Here is a 17,739-nt window from a genome sequence, read left to right on the forward strand (position 1 = left end):
CCGCATTCATCTTCTTCACAATCATCTCTTCTACCGCATTCATCTTCTTCACAATCATCTCTATCGCAAATAGTAATAGCACAAATACAATCAAGCGAAATATAATTCCTCTGACAATCACCATCAGAATCCACTAGTATAACAAAAGAATCACTAATATCACAAATACAGCCCGTCTGTTTGCAACATTTTTCTCCTGATTGGATAATAATAGTTATCTCTTCACAATCTGTCTCTAACTTTCTTAATAATTCTTTTAGTTCTTTTTTACATATTTCTCTCAAATCTATCTCCTCCCTCCTTTCTCTTATATAGTAGAAGGGAAGGACTAAACCCTTCCCCCAAAATCAATCTTTAATTTATCTAACAACTACCCCTCTTACCATCAACACAATTCTTGACTGCACAGATACAATCAAGTAAGATAAAGGTTCGTTGGCAAGCATCATCTGTATCAAATATAGTTACAAAGCAATCATCTACATCACAAATACAGCCTGTTCGAGCACAACACTCATCACCTGTTTGAATAAAGATAGTTACCTCTTCACATTCAGTTTCCAATCTTTTTAATAACTTTTTTAACTCATCTCTACAACGATCACTCCGACGTCCTTGCGCTTCAGCCATCTCTAGCCCCCCCTTCCTTAGTTATTCACTATATAATATGACGAATAACTAAGATTCGTTAATAAATATCTACAGTACTAAAAGGACTGTTTAATTACAAGGCTCATTTAATATTAACTAGCCTATCAGCAGCGATTTCTCTGATCAACACAATTCTTAACTGCACAGATAGTATCAAGTAAGATAAAGGTTCGTTGACAAGCATCATCTGTATCGAATAAAGTTACAAAGCAATCATCTACATCACAAATACAGCCTGTTCGGGCACAACACTCACTACCTGTCTGGATGAAAATAGTTACCTCTTCACATTCATCCTTAAAATCTTCTAATAAGTCTCTTAAATCATCTTTACAACAGTCTCTCATCACTACCCCTCCTTTCCTATTACTATATATTATGAAGAAAGATAGGAAACGTGTTATTTTTTACATGTCATGCTTCTTCAACACAATTTTTGACAGCACAAATACAATCAAGTAAAATAAAGATCCGCTGGCAACTATCTTCTCTCTTAGCTAAGGTAACAAAACAATCATCTACTGCACAAATACAACCTGTTCTTTTACAACATTGACTACCAGTCTGAATAAAGATAGTTACTTCTTCACAATTAGTCTTTAATTCCTTTAATAATGCCTTTAATTCTTGGCTACACGAGCAATTACTACTCTCACCTGTTACGCTATCATCAACTTCAACCTCTATAGGTTCAATATCTGTAGTTGCAACTTCTTCATTATCAGCCATTCTATCCCCTCCTTTCGCTATATAATATGTTGTTACCAACATCTTGTTACCTAAAAATAAAAGAGGGATTTGGTTTTCTACCAAATCCCTCTTTATAAATTATTATTTTACTTTTCTAAATCAGCAAACTCCTGACTATACATTTTATCATAGGATCCACCAGAGATAATTCCAATCCCAACGTGAGTGAAATCAGGATGAAGAATATTCTCTCGGTGGTCCTGGCTCTCCATTAAATTCTGATGGGCCAACTCCACATTAGCTGCTCCAGCTAAATTTTCTCCAGCTAAATAATAATTAATAGCCAACTCATCCATCATATCAAAGGGCGAACCATAATTAGGAGATTGGTGAGCAAAATAATCCTCCTCGATAAGATCCCGACTTTTGGCCCGGGCTATCTTAACTAGCCTATAATCAATCTGTAAGGGCTCTAATCCAGCCTCAGCCCTAGCTTGATTAATAAGGTTCAACATTTCTTTTTCAGCAGCTGATAAGGAATTAACTTCCCTTGCTGTCCAATCTTCTTCAATAGTAACTTCTACTTCTTCAGCTTGATTATCTTCTCCACTAGATTGTGATTCATCAAATAATCCAAAGAAGATAACATTCAATAGCTCTTGTAGTATGTTCAAAAAGCCTGAGCCCCAGTCAGCTCCAGTACTTGCAAAAGCTAATTCAGTACTTGTTATAGCTAATACAGGAAAAACTAGTACTAAAATTAATCCTAGACTAACTAGTTTATCTGCTGTCATATCTAACCTCCTCTAAATTACCAGGTTTTAATTTTAATTATACCATAGGTTAGTTAAATTCAGGTAATGTAACTTATGGAAGTTTTGTAAAAACTACAAACTAACTTCTAGAGCAGTTAAGACATTATTAATTCTATTACAGACAGTACTTTTATCCGAACCAGCAAATAAAAGCCCTACAGCTTGACCTTGCTCATTAACTACCAATGCTCCACTATCACCAGGTTTAGAAAAAGGTTCAGTAATAATCTGATCTGTAAAAAGAGCTGACCTAGACGAAGATAATTGAACTTTAATTGTTGCACTAACAGCCTTAATCTTAGACTTAGTCAACCCACTAGTCCGCCCGCTTTTTCTAACTACCATATCCAACTGAGGATCAGCTACCTCTGTAACATCTCCAATTCCTAAAACTTCTGATTCAATTACATCGGTCGATTTAGGTTCAGCAACTGCACAATCGACTTTATTTTCTATAGCCATAGATCCCACTTCAAAAGGCAGATTGAATAATTTTCCAAATCCTCTGAGTAAACGATTAACTCCTAAGGTAATAGGACAATTTGGCCCTTGGTCATCATATAGAGGAACAAATCTAGCTAACTCTCCAATTACATCCTGTTCTTCTTCGCCTCCATCATAACTACCTGGTTGTAAGATATCATCTCCAATCTGGGCTCTGCCATCTTGACCATCAGTAATATTAGCTAGTACATGGTTATTAGATAAAATCAATGGTTCTCCAGTCTCATTATCCTTAACTACTGCTCCAAAAGTTCCCGCAGTGATCTTATAATGCCCAATACTAACCCCTGGTTGAGCCGGTCTTAACTTTGTTGTTCTTACTTGGTCATTAGCTAATAATTCTACTTGCCCGACTTCTATAACATCAGTCTCTTGCTCCCCCAGACTTTGGGGCACTAGATGACCATTATCCAATTCTTCACTAGCCACCTTTTTTTCTACTAAGACTTTAATACACTCCTGATCTGTCTGTTGACCATTAACCTCTTTATAACCACGTCCTACTCCTACTACATTCTCTAAAGAAAATATCTCCTGTTTATATTCATTAATTAATTCTTGAATCTTACTCATCATCGTCCCTCCTTTCAGCTTCAGTTGTTTCTAGTATATTCATCCCGGAACCAGTTTCGTGAAAGAAGGGAGGTAATATTGATATATTGTGGCACTTTCGTGCCACAGCTATCAGCTGTCTGTAAATGGTCTTCATTACGAAAGATCTGCTTTCTAGACCTGTAGGGTGAGTCGTGAGGCAAATCAAATTCAGAACCATAAATCTACTTTAATTCTTTGAAACATAGTAATTTTAAGAGGTTAGATGTTTTGAACTGGCTGATCCTACAAGTTTCACAGAAACTTTTCGTGATAAAAAGCATCCGCACACAACACACAGCACACGACTAACAACTATTTATCCATTTAACAAAAAAATAAAAAAACTCCTCAATTGAGGAGTTTTAAACAGTAATACAACCGATCTTCATTTCATTATCTTTAATTTCTACTTCAACAGTTTCCGTTAGCACATCTGCATAACTATAGGACATACGACGAGGAGTTTGGCTGCCCTCTACTTTAACTACAAAAACTTTAGGGTAGGTATCTTCCAAGACTCCTTCTCGTCTAATTATTTTTCGACGACCTTGATTAGCTTTAAGTGTTACCGGTTCACCAACAAAAGATTCAAGATCAGATTTAATCTGGTTTAAAATGTTAGTATCCGCCATTAGTGTCCCCTTTCGTTACGTCGGAGTTGCCTATCATTATAACATACTTATTATATTTTTGCAAGAACATTAATTATATCAGAGGGGAAGAGATTTGTCAATAAATACTTAATTAAACTTCAACTCATATAGAGCATCACTCAATTGACCAAATTGTTCTACACTTAATTTTTCTCCTCTTCTCATCGAATCAATTCCTACTTTTTCTAAAGCTTGATCGACTAAATCACGACTTAAATCAATATTAGCAGCTTTACTTAATGAATTACGGATTGTTTTTCTCCGTTGTTGAAAACCAGCTTTGACTACTTGAAAGAAAAACTCCTCATCTATTACATCAACTCTAGGCTGATTTAATTTTTCCAAAGAAACTACTGCAGAATGGACTTTAGGTTGGGGTAAAAAAGCAGTAGGGGGCACAGTAAAGGCGATGTTGCCCCTAGTATGATATTGGACACCAATCGATAATGTCCCATAGTCCTTGCCATCTTCTGGAGTAGCCACCATTCTCTCAGCCACTTCTTTCTGAACCATAACCACTAAGTTCTCCACTGCAAAATCTTCTTCTAGTAACCTCATTATAATCGGAGTGGTAATGTAGTAGGGTAAATTAGCTACTACTTTATATCCGGTCCCAGCTAGCTGATCAAAATCAACCTCTAGGGCATCGCCCTGAACAACATCAATATTATTATATCCCGCTAAAGTATCTTCTAATACAGGGATTAATCTCTCATCTAGTTCTACAGCTATTACCTGACCTGCTTGATCAGCTAACTGAGCTGTTAAAGAACCAATCCCCGGGCCAATCTCCACTACAGTATCTTCCTCGTCTATATCAGCTACTCTGACAATTTCATTTAAAATACTACTATTAACTAATAGATTCTGACCTAAACTCTTTTTTAAATTCAAGTTATGTTTATTTAATATTTCTTTAGTCTGACTTGGTTTAGCTATTTTCATTATTATCACCTCTAGTTACTTTTTCTACAGCAGTTACTAATTCTTGCGGACTAATTCCATAATGATTAAGCCGGTTTAAAAACTGCTTTCCATTAGCATATCCAATTCCTAATTCCTTTCCTACTAACCTACGCTTTTCTTTTGCTTGCGGATTCCCTAATAACCCTAATTGAATTAAATCTTGTTTACTAAATTGCTCTATTTGCGACTCATGCTCGGCCTGAGCCTTGCTAAGTGCTTCCTGGATAGCTTCTGGAGGAGCATTCTCAATCCCAATATCATTATCCTTAATAGCTTCAGCCTGAGTTAAATAAGCATCTTTACAACCAGACACCTCAGCTTTAATCCTCTTTCTAATTAACTCTCCAGCATGATCAGGATCAGTAAAGATAATAACCCCTTTCCTCTGCTGGGCCAATCTGATCTGTTCTATCACTTGTTCCCCAAAAGAAAAACCACCAGTAATAATCACTTCTGCTTCTACTGCTCTTTTTATAGCATCCACATCATCTCTACCTTCTACTACAATAACTTCTTTAATCATCTTGGCCACCACAGGACTCTCTAATAATCAGATCAGTAGGTACTAGTTGATGACAATAATCAGTTACTTGGTCATTAACTACTTTAATTAATAACTCAGTTGCCTGATTACCTAGCTGATAAGTATTAATATCCATAGTAGTCAACGGCGGAGTTATCAAATTGGATAACGGATTATTATTAAAGCCTACTACAGCAATATCCTCTGGAATATCTAAGTCTAACTCTCTTACTGCCTGCACTATACCATAAGCCATCTGGTCATCAACACCAAATAAAGCAGTGATTTCGGGATTGGCTTTTAACAATTCTTTTGCCTGTTCGTAAGCTGACTCTTGCTTACCAATAATCTGAGCTACATAATCCTGCTGATAAGTAATTCCTTGCTCTTCTAAAGCTCGCTGATAGCCTGCTAATCTATCCTGATAAACAATATATTCTTTACTACCAGTAATTACCCCAATCTTAGTATGTCCTAGATTTAACAAATAATCTATCAATTGCTTACTAGATTGAATATTATCATTATTAACCCAGTAGTTATTATCTTCATTTTCTGGACGACCAACTACTGTAAAGGGAAACTCCAACTCCTTTAGTTCCTTGATTAATTGATCATTCTTTCTCACTCTTAATAGCAATAAACCATCTACTTGCTTGCCCTTAACAGCTCGCAAGGCAGCATTGACCTCATTTTCTTGACCATCACAAGTAATCAACAACAGACTATAACCTTTACTCTGGGCCATAGCCCCAATTCCGCGTAACACTTCAGCATAAAAAGGATCAGCAAAAGCTTCCTCGGTAGAATAAGGCATCACCAACCCTAGAGTATTCGTCTGTTGATTAACTAAATTACGAGCAATAATATTAGGATGATACCCAATCTCATCCATTGATTCTAGTACCTGCTCTCTAGTATCCTGACTAATTCGAGGATGATTATTAATTACCCGGGAGACAGTCGAAGGGGAAACCCCAGCTTTCTTAGCTACATCTTTAATTGTAGACATATTATCTTCCTTCCTGTGCTAGTTCAACATTTTTTATTATAACTATAATCAATATCTGCTAAAAACCAATTAATTATAAAGTCCTACTATTTAATATAATTCAATTAACCAATTAAATCAATGCATAATAAAAAGTTATAGAAACTTACTAGTAAAAAATATATAAATTCCTAAAATAATAATATCACAAAGCTATTTGAACTACCACACTTAAAAACTTCTAGACACTTAACAGCTAAACAGTTAGAGATTTATTCAAGAGTATGGTATAATTATCTTCAAATTAATTTTAATAATTCATATTATAAAGAAAGGAGCAATATTATGTTTGATATTGAGACTTGTATAGCTTTTTTAACCAACAAAACATCAAAAAAATTAGCTGATGCATTTAACAAAAGACTAGAATGCTGGGATATCACTCGTGTACAATGGATAGCATTATATTATTTAGGTAAGTATAAAGATTTAAGTCAAAAAGAATTAGGTGAACTAATGAATATTAAAGGCTCTAGTGTAGCCGGATTAATTAATAGACTTGAAAAGCAAGGATATGTAGAAAAAAGAAGGAATCCGCAAGATAAAAGAAAATTTAATCTTCATTTAACTAACAAAGGACAAGAAATTAGAGAAAAAACCCTCCCAGAAGGAAATAGAATGAGCCAAATATGTTCTGAAGGTATTTCTGAAAACGAAATTGAAGTTTTCAAAAAGGTTCTAAATAAAATGATTAAAAATATAGATAAAGTTTAAAGAATTATAAGTTGAATCTTTGGAAAATAATTGTTATAATTTAATTAGCATCCTAATGATTAGGATGCTAATTAAATTATAAGGAGGTATTATAATGGCTAAAGATCCAAGAGAAATGTTACAAAGTTTTCAACAAGGTTTAGAAGAAGTTCAAGAAACTAATGAAAGTGAAGTTAGTGCCTTTATGAATCTATTAGGAGAAACATTTAAACCAAACAATTTAGACACTAAAACTAAAGAGCTAATTGGTATTAGTATTGCTGCTTATAATCGGTGCGAATATTGTATTGTTTTTCATGTTTATAAAGCATTAGAAGCAGGTGCAACTAGAGAAGAAATCATGGAAAGTGCTATGGTATCTGTTGCCTTTGGAGCTGGCCCGTCTATGGCTTATTCTGTTACATTATTAAAAGATGCAATTGATGAATTTGAATCTGACTTTGAATAATTTACTTATAAGGCAGTATAATGATTATACTGCCTTAATTTTATATTATAAGGAGGCATACAATGGTTATTAATCTTAAATTAACAGAATTAGAACAAGGAAAAGTCATCAGAAATTATAAAAAGACTGGAGAAAAGATTGAAACTGATGATAAATTATTTGATATTGAAGGAGATAAGAATAATATAACCGTTACTGCAAACAATTGTGGAACTATAAAGAATATAGAAGTTAAAGAAGGCCAAACGGTACAGAAAGGAGATACCTTAGCTAAAATTAAAGGAGAACAAATTAAATCTAATAATACTAATTCTAAATCTAATAATAACGATGATCAGAATAACAATTTTGATTATTTTAATTCTCTTTCAGAAACTAAAGAAAAAGAAATCAAAAGTGATATTACAATCATTGGTGGTGGACCAGGGGGCTATGTAGCTGCTATTAAGGCTGCTAAACTAGGAGCTAACGTAACTTTGATAGAAAAAAATACAGTTGGAGGTACTTGTTTAAATAGAGGATGTATTCCAACAAAATCTTTAGTTAAATCAGCTAAAGTATATAAAAATTTAAAACATGCTGAAAAATTTGGCTGTCAAACACAGGATGTTTCTGTTGATATGAAACAAGTAATCAAACGTAAAGATACAGTTGTTAACCAGTTAGTTTCAGGAATTAAACATCTATTAGATAGCCATGGTGTCAAAGTAATCAATGGTAAAGGAAGACTACTAGATAAAGAAACTATATCTGTACAAGAAGCTAATACAAAATTTACTATTAAATCTGATAATATTATTATAGCTACTGGTTCTAAAGTAGCTACTCCACCAATTAAAGGACTAGATACTTCTGGAGTAATAAATAGTGCTCAAGCTCTTAACTTAGATAACTTACCAGATGAAATTACAATTATTGGTGGCGGAGTTATTGGAATGGAGTTTGCGTTTATTTATAAAAATTTAGGAGTAGAAGTTACTGTAATTGAATATTTAGAAGATGTTTTGTCTACTTTTGATACTGATGTATCCCAAGAAATTAATCGTATTGCCCAAGAAAAAGGAATCAAATTATATACTGAAGCTAAAGTGGAAGAAGTTATTGCAAGTGAAGATAATAAATTTATAGTCTCTTTTACTAAAAATGAAGAGCAAAGATATGTAACTACAAATTCAGTTTTAACAGCTACAGGAAGAAAACCTTATTTTAAAGATTTAGGCGTTGAAAATTTAGATATTAAGCTAAATCAAGATAGACAAGGAATAAAAGTAAACGATAAAATGCAGACTAATATTCCTAATATTTATGCTATTGGAGATGTTACTAATAAAATGTTTTTAGCTCATGTAGCTTCTCATCAAGGAATTATAGCTGTTAAAAATATAATGGGTGAAGAAGTTGAAATGGACTATTCAACTGTGCCTGGAACTGTCTTTACGGATCCAGAAATTGCTATGGTAGGCATAACAGAAAAACAAGCTAAAAATAAAGGATTAAATGTTGAAATTGGCCAGTTTCCCTTTGCTGCTAACGGAAAAGTATTGACTTTAGGTGACAAAGATGGATTTATTAAACTGATTAAAGATAAAGACTCTGATAAGATTATCGGAGGAACAATCATTGGCGCACATGCTACTGATTTAATTGCTGAAGTTACTCTTGCTATTGAAAATGAACTGACGGCTAAAGATGTTATTGAAACAATCCATGCTCATCCAACAACATCTGAAGTAGTTCATGAAGGAGCTTTAGCTGTTGAAGGGGGGGCACTTCATTTTGCAGAATAAAATCAAACCAGCAATTATTCAATCTACTAGCTACAATCCATGGTATAATTTGGCTTTAGAAGAATATTTAATGAATAAAATTAAACAAGGTGAGATTATTTTATATCTATGGCAAAATGATAATACAGTTGTTATTGGGAAAAACCAAAATGCTTGGAAAGAATGTCACTGGAAAAAGTTAGAAAAAGACGGAGGAAAGTTGGCCCGTAGATCATCTGGAGGAGGGGCCGTTTATCACGATTTAGGCAATCTAAATTATACCTTTGTAATGGATAAAGAAATATATGATCTAGAAAAACAAATGCAAGTAATTATAGATGCCCTTAATAAGTTTGGGGTTAAAGCAAAATTTAGTGGTCGTAATGATTTAATTAGTGGAAAAAAAAAGATATCTGGAAATGCCTTTTACCAAAGAAAAAATGTAGCTTTACATCATGGGACACTTCTAATTTCTACTGAGTTAGAAAAATTAAACAAATATTTACAAGTTTCTAAAGAGAAAATATCATCTAAAGGAATTGATTCAATTCAAGCAAGGGTAGCTAACTTATCAGATATAGAAGCTTCTATTACTATAAATAAAATGGCTACCGCTTTAAAAGAAAGTTTTATCAATCACTATGGTGAGATTATAGATGAATTAAAGACTAATAAAGATATACCAAAACTAAATGGCTTATATCAAAAATATTCTTCTTGGGAGTGGAGATTTGGAAATACACCTGATTTTGATATTTTATTTGAAACTAGATTTTCTTGGGGAGAAATTCAGTTAGGATTAAACTTAAAAGAAGGAATTATTAATTCAGTAACTATTTATTCAGATGCTATGAATTGTTCAATTATAGACAGATTAACCTCTGTATTAGAAGATATACCTTTCCAGTTAGATACTATTATAGATCACTTAGAAAAAGTCAAAATAGATAAAAAAGAAGAACAAATTATAAAGGATATTAAAAATTGGCTAGCTGAAAAAGATATTTAAATAGTTGGAGACTGTTTTAAAACAGTCTCTTTTTATTTAAATTACCTCACTTTAAATTCTACTCCTAAGTCTTGAGCTAAATTTTTACAGGCTGTTACATCAACTTTAGAACTAGCAACTACTGAAACAATAACTTTAGGAATCCTTTTCTTAGCTTCCTTAATAAATTCAATTACTGCTTTAAAAGCTTGTGTTCCAAACTGTGATTGACAAATTTCTTGGTACCTATCAACCGTAGAAGCATTTAAACTAATAGAAATTACATCAATCAGATCTTCTAATTTTAATAATACATTCTCATTATGAATCAAATTAGCTTGACCATTAGTATTAACTCTAATTGAAATTTGTGGATGATTTTCTTTTAAATACTGACTTATTTCTTGAACTTCATTAATTCGCATTAAAGGTTCTCCATAACCACAAAAAACTATCTCTTGATATTGATTTACATCATCAATATTCGCAATCACTTCATCAACTGTTGGTTCTTTATCTAACCATAAATCATAGTCTCCTACTCCATCTTTAAACCTTCTTATACAAAATTTACAATCATTACTACAACGATTAGTCAAATTAATATATAATTTATTTCCTAACTGATAAGTAATAGTCATTATTATTCCTCCCTTTATATTTATGATTATAAAAATAAGGTACCAGTTGTTTAAAAACAACTAGCACCTTATGCTTATAAACTAAATAATTCTTGCGCATTATCTGTTGTTTGCTTAGCTACTTTTTCCAAACTAGTATTCTTGACTTCAGCAATCTTGTTAGCTACTTGTTTAACATACTTAGGTTCATTTCTTTGCCCTCTATAAGGTTCCGGAGTTAAATAAGGAGCATCAGTCTCTATTATCATTTTTTCTAAGGGAAGATTAGGAATTACCATTCTTATATCTTTAACAAAAGTAATTAAACCACCTAAGGCTATATAAAAGCCTAACTCAAGTACTTCTCTAGCTACCTCCAAATCATAGGCAAAACAATGGAGTACACCATCTAAATCACTAGCTTCTTCCTGCAAGATAGATAAAGTATCCTCTCTAGCATCACGGCTATGGATAATGACTGGTAAATTTACTTCCCTAGCTAACTGTAATTGTCTCTTAAATACTTCCTGTTGCTTCTGCCGAGGAGAATTACCATAGTGATAATCTAGCCCCATTTCTCCTAGAGCTACTACCTCATCCTTAGCGGCTAAATCTTTTAGTTCCTGATAATCATCCTCAGTAAAGGACTTAGCATCATGAGGATGGACTCCTACACTAGCAGCAATAAAATTATATTTCTTGGCTAACTCAACTGAGTTACGACTGGACTCCATATCAGCACCTACATTAATCATCTGCTTGATTCCCGCTCGATAAGCATCCTGAATTACTTTACTACGATCATTATCAAACCGAGAAAAATCGAGATGAGCATGAGTATCAATTAACATCTTACTTCACCTGAGCTCCACTAGCAATATCCCGATCAACAGTAGTTACTGTCAACTCACCTTCATCATTAGAAGCTGCTAAAATCATACCGTTAGATTCAACTCCAAAGATAGTAGCTGGTTCCATGTTAGCAATCATAACTACCTTTTTTCCCTTTAATTCTTCTGGTTCATAATGCTTAGAAATACCAGCTACTAATTGTCTCTCTTCTTCTCCTAATTTTACTTGCACCTTAAGTAACTTATCACTACCTTCAATCTTTTCCACCTCTAAAACTTCTGCAACCCTTAAATCTAATTGACCAAATTCATCAAAACTAATATAATCTTCTTCTGTCATTTCCTCTTCCTCCTTTTCATTGTCTACTGTTTCAGTATCTGCTTCATCTAAACTAGCATAGTATTCTTCAATATCAATCCGCGGGAAGATCGGATCTCCTGCTTGTACTTCAGTACCCGGCTCTAATTGACCAAAGACCTTAACATCTTCCCAAGTCTGCTCCTCTAACTTAGCTGAAATACCAATCTGTTGCCACATCTTAGCTGGAGCTTCAGGTAAGAAGGGAACTAGACTAATAGCAATTCTTCTTAGATTATCTAATAAAGTATAAAGTATTGTGGCCAACTTATCCTGCTGTGACTCGTCCTTAGCTAATACCCAAGGTTCAGTCTGGTCAATATACTTATTAGTCCTTCTGACCAATCTCCATAATTCTTCTAAGGCAGTACTAAACTGTAACTGATCCATATTCTCTTCTACCTTAGTAAATACTTCTTGGGCCAACTCCTCTAGCTGAGCATCATACTCTGTTTCTTTTTCTGGAGTAGGGATTTGCCCGTCAAAATACTTATCCACCATAGCTATCGTTCGATTTAACAAATTACCTAAATCATTAGCTAAATCAGAGTTAATTCGTTGAATAAAGGACTCAGTAGAATAAGAACCATCAGATCCAAAGGCAATCTCTCTCAATAAATAGTATCTAACAGCATCAACTCCAAAGTCAGCAATCAACTTACTAGGATCAATCACATTCCCTTTAGACTTAGACATCTTACCGCCTTCAACTAATAAAAAGCCATGTCCAAATACTTGCTTAGGTAAGGACATATCAGCCGCCATTAAGATAGCAGGCCAGATAATAGTATGGAACCGGAGAATATCCTTCCCTACAATGTGAACATCAGCCGGCCAATAATCACTAAATTTATCCTCTCTCTGGAACCCAATCCCAGTTAAGTAACTAATTAAAGCATCAAACCAGACATAAATCACATGATCATCATCTATCGGAACGGGAACTCCCCAATCAAAGCTGGCCCGGGAAATACATAAATCCTCCAATCCATCTTCAATAAAGTTAACCATTTCTTTACAACGTCTAGCTGGTTGAATAAAATCTGGATTAGATTCTAAAAAATCTAGTAGTTGATCTTCATACTGAGACATTTTAAAAAAGTAGCTTTCCTCTTCCATCCACTCTACATCTCGATCACAATCAGGACAATTTCCAGTCTCATTCAACTCTCTTTCCTGCCAAAAAGTCTCACAAGGAGTACAATAATACCCCTCATACTTATCCTTGTAGATATCACCTTGCTCATACAACTTCTCAAAAATATGCTGGACATCTGCTTTATGATCTGAACTAGTAGTTCGCACAAATTCAGTGTGATCCACCTGTAACTGGTCCCATAAATCTTTAAAGCTATCCACAATACCATCAATATACTCTAGAGGCTCCATGCCATGTTCCTGAGCAGCCTGCTGTAACTTCTGGCCGTGCTCATCAGAACCAGTAATGAACTCCGTTTCATAGCCTTGTAACTCTTTAAACTTAGTAATTGTATCTGCTGCCGTAGTAGTATACGTATGACCAATATGTAACTCATCATTTGGATAATAAATTGGTGTTGTAACATAAAAAGTATCCTTGCTCATTTTTATCCCTCCCTTTATTAATTAACAATTGCTAATGTAAAATTTACAATGAAATTTAATTGATATATTGTCTCACCTGCGGTGACACAGCCGTGGGTCGCTGGAATGTAGGATTGGGCTATGGTTTTGAATTTGACTTCCTACGAGTCCTTTGGACTCTCCGTGAAGATCTGCTCACGACTCATACTCCAAATAAACTAAAAAACCCCTCACCCTTAGGGGCGAGAGGCCGCGGTACCACCCTAGTTGTCAGTCTATAACTGACTACTTAAGAGCTGTTAACGATAGCCAATCGATAATAGCCTACTTAAATTTCGACTATCTAGCTCCAGGACCATCTTCAATGTCTTGTTTAGCCTAGGCTCTCAACTACCCCTAGTTCTCTGTAGCTAACTTCGACACCTACTCTTCCCTTCCTTGCTGTTATCATCTTAATTTTTAATTTATTATTTATTATGTAAACTACAGTTAAAAATATACATTAGGATATTACCTTTGTCAAGTAGATACCAGAAATTAATCCTGATACAAGTCTATATCCTTAACTACTAATTGATTAACTTTGTCATTAATATCAATAAATATCTCATCGTAGAAATATAAGCAAATAAATTACCTTAAATACTACAAATTTAACTCGCAAACCTAATTTCAAATCAAAAATATTAGTTAGTTTTCAACTAGTCCCTTCTTATTTTACATTATTATTGTATACTATTACTGATAAATATTCAAATTCTAATAATTATTGATTTTCTTGATAAATTTTATCACCTAATGGTGAGTCTGCTACTTCTATCCTTCCTTTGTCAGCTAAATTATCCAATTCTTCTAATAATCTCTCCCGGTCTAAAGTTATAGTTAATCGCTCATTAATTTCCTCTAACTTAGAGAGAATGTTAACGCTATCAATCGGCAAACTAGCAATAATTGCCTGGTATAACTCTTCTTCTTGCTGTTGACTCTTAGCCTCTAATTCAGCAAACGGATTTTCCGTATGGGGACTTGTTGTCTTAGCTACTCTGATCCTAACTGACATAGTCCTACCTAGGATAGCTGAAGAAACAAAAGTATCTCCTGACCGCAGATAAGGTAGTCGTTGAGCTTCCTCAGGGGTTAAATCCGTTTCCTGTTTAATCGTCTCAATATCAGTAGCCCGGACTGTTCTAAAGACAAATTTAGTATTTAACTGAGCAGTTACCGTTTCATTTAATAATGTAGGACGTTGAGTAGCTAAAATTAAAAAGGTACCATACTTTCTTCCTTCCTGAGCCATCTCCTTAATAATCTTATTAGCTGGAGCATCTTGTCCTTTGGGAGCAAAATTATGGGCTTCATCTGTAGCGACTACAAAAGGAGGAAAATAATCTGCCTCTTCTTGGCGATGTTGGGCATCTTTATACTGGCGGCGTTTTCGATATAAACTACCTAACACATAAGTAGCAAAGACCTGTAAGAGCCAGATTGGCCCTTGGATAACTGCTAATTTACGCCCTCTAATTGCTGCTTCAATCTGATTAATACTATGACTGAATAGTCCTTCTCTTTCTAAACGACCTAACCGCCAACCTAAACCATTAACTGAACTAGCAGGTAAATCACCATAAGCATCTAATAATGCTTTATAAGTTTCGTACTCCTCTTTTTGGTTACTACTAACAGCTCCATTCTTTAAATCACGCTCAATTCTTTTCCGACCTAACTCCTGGGCTTGTTGCAAGTCTTGGAGTCGACTTTTAAAACTCAGTAGACTATCTCGTTTCTGGTGTAACTTCTGGACTGCATTAACCATGGAATTAGTTAAGTTATCAGAAGCTGATAATAATTCAGTTAAATCTTTAGTCGATAAATCCGCAAAGTTAACTCCCACATCATAACCTATCTGGTACTGAACAAAATAATCACTAAAATCTTCTTCGTGTTCTGAATCTAGTCCAGGAAAAGAATCACTAAAGTCCATCTCAAAGTGAGGGTCAAAAACAATAGTAGGAATCTCTAACTTCATCAGTTCTTCTAGAATAACTCTCATCCCAAAGGACTTACCAGAACCAGACCCACCAATAATCCCAATATGAGGGTACTGGTGCATAGCCTTTAGTTTAAAGTTAAAGGGCACGCCCTGTTGTTCTACCACCTGTTCATCCTTTAATAAAGGAGCAATCCCTTGTAAATTATCATCCATACCTGTAGCTAACTCTTCAGTCCCTTTAATCACCCCTAATACTAGACCATCAGTTGGATTCTCTTTAACTAGTAAATCTTTAACCTCATTAAATTCAGGAATCTCTACTGTAGACCCCGTTTGAATCGGATAAGGAGCTTCCTCTAATAACCTTACCTTAGCAATATTAATCTCATCTTCTGAAATATTATAGCCTATACTCTCTAAAGATTCAATTACTCCTTGATCAACAAAACTATTATTAATTGATAACGGAATATACCGATTATAGGATTGTGTCTCAACTACTTCTCCTAAGGGCTGATTTAAAGTCTTGTCTTTGATCTTTAACATCTCATTAATCCGGAATTTATGTTCTTGGGAAGCTACATAAACTTCCTGTTGATTAGTCAAACCGACTACTTGCATCTTACCACCTCGCGAAATTTTAGTTGTGTGTCATGTGCTGTGTGTTGTGTGCTATGGGCTAATTCAAGCCCTTTAAATTCAAAAACTGAACCTTATAATCACTATGTTTTTGATTTTAAATTGACTCAAGACTCATAGCTCACAGCTCATAGCAGACAGCAGATAACAGACGACAGACAGCTGTCCTAAAAGATCCTATCCTGCCGTTTAGAATGGAATAATCTTTGCTTAATAGTTTCAGCTAAATAATTATCCAGTAAAACTTCTATCATCTGGTCTGTAAGCCGGACTTCATTATCCACTATATCCAACCAGATAGGAATCCCGCGCCCTGTTTGAGGAGTTAGAGAATAGACTGTTTGGATTGCAAACTCTAACTGATCCTGTTGTTCCTCTAATAGGTCAACTCCAATTACTCCAGGGTCCTGAGAGCTTCTCAAAAATACTGTCTCTAAACCAGGCTTAAACTCAATCTGGGAATCAAAATATAATCCTTCTCCAGGCTTTAGTAAACCAAATAGTAATTCTCTATCATACATATCCTGCATAGGAGATGGTAACTCATCCTCCAATGATTGACTTAACTGATGAGTTGCTATTTCCTCAATCACTCCTACCAGTAAGACTTCCTTCTCTAAAGCCCAATCAACTAACTGTTGCCATAAATCCTCAGCTTGATGATAGTATCTAATCAAGGAACCATCCATCATTACCATTTGGGGATCATACTCTATAATTGCCTGCTGAGCCACTTTAATCTCTAAAGCAGCTAACAAAGAAGTTCTAATCTTACCAGCTACTTCTTGAGCATTTTGATTCCCCTCTTTATTTATTTTCTTAAATATTTTTTCTTTATCCTCAGCTATAAGCGGACTAAAGATCTCATGGTTGATAATATCTTCTTCTCCAGTGGAACTTTTAGCTAAAGCCTGTAATAGAGTAATATAATGGGGATAAACCTTGCCAGTAGTATTCACTGAACCATCCACTCCTATAATTGGCCCTTGGCTTGTCCACTCCTGTAATCTTTCACTATCTAGCTCTTTTATTAGACTAAACTCTCCAACTTGCTTAGTGATTAATTCCTTTAGTTCTACTGCTGTTAAATTAGATTGGTGCTGATACTTATCTTGTAGTTTCTGGTTACAATCCTGTAAGGAATCTTTTAATTCAGGACTTACCTCTAACATAACATCCCCTCTTTCTAAATTGGATAAATAACATCTATATCATAATTTCTAGACCAGTGTATTATTCCCTGGTTCAAGGAAAATAATTCCTGGTTGACTTAATAACCAAAAACTAGTATAATTTTTATGTATTTTGTCGAAAAAAATATCTTTTATAAAATTTATTCTATCTATTGACTTTTG

General features: G+C 34.4%; 19 protein-coding genes and 1 other annotated feature. Of the genes, 4 read left to right on the plus strand and 15 right to left on the minus strand.

Annotated features, from left to right (window positions below):
* From ACYQ3D_RS10645 to ACYQ3D_RS10690, 10 genes are all read right to left on the minus strand, one after another.
* On the minus strand, positions 1–284 hold a 284-nt coding region (locus tag ACYQ3D_RS10645; RefSeq protein ID WP_459838354.1), incomplete at its 3' end, for a hypothetical protein.
* A gap of 79 nt (positions 285–363) precedes the next feature.
* A complete protein-coding gene (locus ACYQ3D_RS10650; protein WP_459838355.1) occupies positions 364–630 on the minus strand; it encodes a hypothetical protein in 267 nt (88 codons plus the stop codon).
* A gap of 125 nt (positions 631–755) precedes the next feature.
* Positions 756–998, minus strand: coding sequence for a hypothetical protein (locus ACYQ3D_RS10655; RefSeq protein WP_459838357.1), 243 nt, complete (start codon positions 996–998; stop codon positions 756–758).
* A gap of 67 nt (positions 999–1,065) precedes the next feature.
* On the minus strand, positions 1,066–1,380 hold the full coding sequence (locus ACYQ3D_RS10660; protein WP_459838358.1) for a hypothetical protein: 315 nt from the start codon (positions 1,378–1,380) through the stop codon (positions 1,066–1,068).
* A 107-nt stretch (positions 1,381–1,487) separates the two neighbouring features.
* Entirely contained in the window at positions 1,488–2,135 is a 648-nt protein-coding gene (locus ACYQ3D_RS10665) for a CAP domain-containing protein (protein WP_459838359.1), read from the minus strand.
* A gap of 93 nt (positions 2,136–2,228) precedes the next feature.
* Positions 2,229–3,233 (minus strand): chymotrypsin family serine protease, encoded by a 1,005-nt coding sequence (locus tag ACYQ3D_RS10670; protein WP_459838360.1) that lies wholly within the window; start codon positions 3,231–3,233, stop codon positions 2,229–2,231.
* A gap of 383 nt (positions 3,234–3,616) precedes the next feature.
* Positions 3,617–3,886, minus strand: a complete 270-nt coding sequence (locus ACYQ3D_RS10675) for a Veg family protein (protein ID WP_459838361.1) — start codon at positions 3,884–3,886, stop codon at positions 3,617–3,619.
* Positions 3,887–3,994: 108 nt separating this feature from the next.
* A complete protein-coding gene (gene rsmA, locus ACYQ3D_RS10680; protein ID WP_459838362.1) occupies positions 3,995–4,852 on the minus strand; it encodes a 16S rRNA (adenine(1518)-N(6)/adenine(1519)-N(6))-dimethyltransferase RsmA in 858 nt (285 codons plus the stop codon).
* The gene (gene rnmV, locus ACYQ3D_RS10685; RefSeq protein ID WP_459838363.1) at positions 4,839–5,396 is read right to left on the minus strand and encodes a ribonuclease M5; all 558 of its coding nucleotides are present in this window, start codon (positions 5,394–5,396) and stop codon (positions 4,839–4,841) included. The genes rsmA and rnmV overlap by 14 nt, the downstream gene beginning before the upstream one ends.
* The gene (locus tag ACYQ3D_RS10690) at positions 5,389–6,408 is read right to left on the minus strand and encodes a LacI family DNA-binding transcriptional regulator (RefSeq protein WP_459838364.1); all 1,020 of its coding nucleotides are present in this window, start codon (positions 6,406–6,408) and stop codon (positions 5,389–5,391) included. Before ACYQ3D_RS10690 ends, rnmV begins: the two co-directional genes overlap by 8 nt.
* 324 nt (positions 6,409–6,732) lie before the next feature.
* On the opposite strand from ACYQ3D_RS10690, the gene ACYQ3D_RS10695 reads away from it, so the two are divergent.
* The 4 genes from ACYQ3D_RS10695 to lplA all read left to right on the plus strand — a co-directional run bounded on the left by ACYQ3D_RS10695 (position 6,733) and on the right by lplA (position 10,384).
* Positions 6,733–7,161: a MarR family winged helix-turn-helix transcriptional regulator gene (locus ACYQ3D_RS10695; protein WP_459838365.1), complete on the plus strand. Its 429-nt coding sequence runs from the start codon at positions 6,733–6,735 to the stop codon at positions 7,159–7,161.
* Between the two features lie 94 nt (positions 7,162–7,255).
* Positions 7,256–7,609: a carboxymuconolactone decarboxylase family protein gene (locus ACYQ3D_RS10700; protein WP_459838366.1), complete on the plus strand. Its 354-nt coding sequence runs from the start codon at positions 7,256–7,258 to the stop codon at positions 7,607–7,609.
* A gap of 62 nt (positions 7,610–7,671) precedes the next feature.
* Positions 7,672–9,396, plus strand: coding sequence for a dihydrolipoyl dehydrogenase (lpdA, locus tag ACYQ3D_RS10705; RefSeq protein WP_459838367.1), 1,725 nt, complete (start codon positions 7,672–7,674; stop codon positions 9,394–9,396).
* Positions 9,386–10,384, plus strand: a complete 999-nt coding sequence (lplA, locus tag ACYQ3D_RS10710) for a lipoate--protein ligase (protein ID WP_459838368.1) — start codon at positions 9,386–9,388, stop codon at positions 10,382–10,384. The genes lpdA and lplA overlap by 11 nt, the downstream gene beginning before the upstream one ends.
* A gap of 41 nt (positions 10,385–10,425) precedes the next feature.
* On the opposite strand, the gene ACYQ3D_RS10715 is transcribed toward lplA, so the two are convergent.
* The 5 genes from ACYQ3D_RS10715 to ACYQ3D_RS10735 all read right to left on the minus strand — a co-directional run bounded on the left by ACYQ3D_RS10715 (position 10,426) and on the right by ACYQ3D_RS10735 (position 17,556).
* Entirely contained in the window at positions 10,426–11,004 is a 579-nt protein-coding gene (locus ACYQ3D_RS10715; RefSeq protein ID WP_459838369.1) for a TatD family nuclease-associated radical SAM protein, read from the minus strand.
* 74 nt (positions 11,005–11,078) lie between these two features.
* On the minus strand, positions 11,079–11,834 hold the full coding sequence (locus ACYQ3D_RS10720; RefSeq protein WP_459838370.1) for a TatD family hydrolase: 756 nt from the start codon (positions 11,832–11,834) through the stop codon (positions 11,079–11,081).
* A 1-nt stretch (position 11,835) separates the two neighbouring features.
* Positions 11,836–13,776 carry a methionine--tRNA ligase gene (gene metG, locus ACYQ3D_RS10725; protein WP_459838371.1) on the minus strand — a complete coding sequence of 647 codons (1,941 nt, stop codon included), beginning with the start codon at positions 13,774–13,776 and terminating at the stop codon, positions 11,836–11,838.
* Positions 13,777–13,990: 214 nt separating this feature from the next.
* Positions 13,991–14,203, minus strand: a binding site (T-box leader).
* Positions 14,204–14,521: 318 nt separating this feature from the next.
* Positions 14,522–16,366 (minus strand): ATP-binding protein, encoded by a 1,845-nt coding sequence (locus tag ACYQ3D_RS10730; RefSeq protein ID WP_459838372.1) that lies wholly within the window; start codon positions 16,364–16,366, stop codon positions 14,522–14,524.
* A 185-nt stretch (positions 16,367–16,551) separates the two neighbouring features.
* Positions 16,552–17,556, minus strand: coding sequence for a DNA double-strand break repair nuclease NurA (locus ACYQ3D_RS10735; protein ID WP_459838373.1), 1,005 nt, complete (start codon positions 17,554–17,556; stop codon positions 16,552–16,554).
* Positions 17,557–17,739: the final 183 nt, after the last annotated feature.

It is taken from the genome of Halanaerobaculum tunisiense, assembly GCF_054657635.1.

What these genes read in the sequence shown, in the direction of transcription:
- ACYQ3D_RS10650 (WP_459838355.1), bottom strand. Translation starts at nt 630, where the DNA reads ATGGCTGAAGCGCAAGGACGTCGGAGTGATCGTTGTAGAGATGAGTTA.
- ACYQ3D_RS10655 (WP_459838357.1), bottom strand. Translation starts at nt 998, where the DNA reads ATGAGAGACTGTTGTAAAGATGATTTAAGAGACTTATTAGAAGATTTT.
- ACYQ3D_RS10660 (WP_459838358.1), bottom strand. Translation starts at nt 1,380, where the DNA reads ATGGCTGATAATGAAGAAGTTGCAACTACAGATATTGAACCTATAGAG.
- ACYQ3D_RS10665 (WP_459838359.1), bottom strand. Translation starts at nt 2,135, where the DNA reads ATGACAGCAGATAAACTAGTTAGTCTAGGATTAATTTTAGTACTAGTT.
- ACYQ3D_RS10670 (WP_459838360.1), bottom strand. Translation starts at nt 3,233, where the DNA reads ATGAGTAAGATTCAAGAATTAATTAATGAATATAAACAGGAGATATTT.
- ACYQ3D_RS10675 (WP_459838361.1), bottom strand. Translation starts at nt 3,886, where the DNA reads ATGGCGGATACTAACATTTTAAACCAGATTAAATCTGATCTTGAATCT.
- rsmA (WP_459838362.1), bottom strand. Translation starts at nt 4,852, where the DNA reads ATGAAAATAGCTAAACCAAGTCAGACTAAAGAAATATTAAATAAACAT.
- rnmV (WP_459838363.1), bottom strand. Translation starts at nt 5,396, where the DNA reads ATGATTAAAGAAGTTATTGTAGTAGAAGGTAGAGATGATGTGGATGCT.
- ACYQ3D_RS10690 (WP_459838364.1), bottom strand. Translation starts at nt 6,408, where the DNA reads ATGTCTACAATTAAAGATGTAGCTAAGAAAGCTGGGGTTTCCCCTTCG.
- ACYQ3D_RS10695 (WP_459838365.1), top strand. Translation starts at nt 6,733, where the DNA reads ATGTTTGATATTGAGACTTGTATAGCTTTTTTAACCAACAAAACATCA.
- ACYQ3D_RS10700 (WP_459838366.1), top strand. Translation starts at nt 7,256, where the DNA reads ATGGCTAAAGATCCAAGAGAAATGTTACAAAGTTTTCAACAAGGTTTA.
- lpdA (WP_459838367.1), top strand. Translation starts at nt 7,672, where the DNA reads ATGGTTATTAATCTTAAATTAACAGAATTAGAACAAGGAAAAGTCATC.
- ACYQ3D_RS10715 (WP_459838369.1), bottom strand. Translation starts at nt 11,004, where the DNA reads ATGACTATTACTTATCAGTTAGGAAATAAATTATATATTAATTTGACT.
- ACYQ3D_RS10720 (WP_459838370.1), bottom strand. Translation starts at nt 11,834, where the DNA reads ATGTTAATTGATACTCATGCTCATCTCGATTTTTCTCGGTTTGATAAT.
- metG (WP_459838371.1), bottom strand. Translation starts at nt 13,776, where the DNA reads ATGAGCAAGGATACTTTTTATGTTACAACACCAATTTATTATCCAAAT.
- ACYQ3D_RS10730 (WP_459838372.1), bottom strand. Translation starts at nt 16,366, where the DNA reads ATGCAAGTAGTCGGTTTGACTAATCAACAGGAAGTTTATGTAGCTTCC.
- ACYQ3D_RS10735 (WP_459838373.1), bottom strand. Translation starts at nt 17,556, where the DNA reads ATGTTAGAGGTAAGTCCTGAATTAAAAGATTCCTTACAGGATTGTAAC.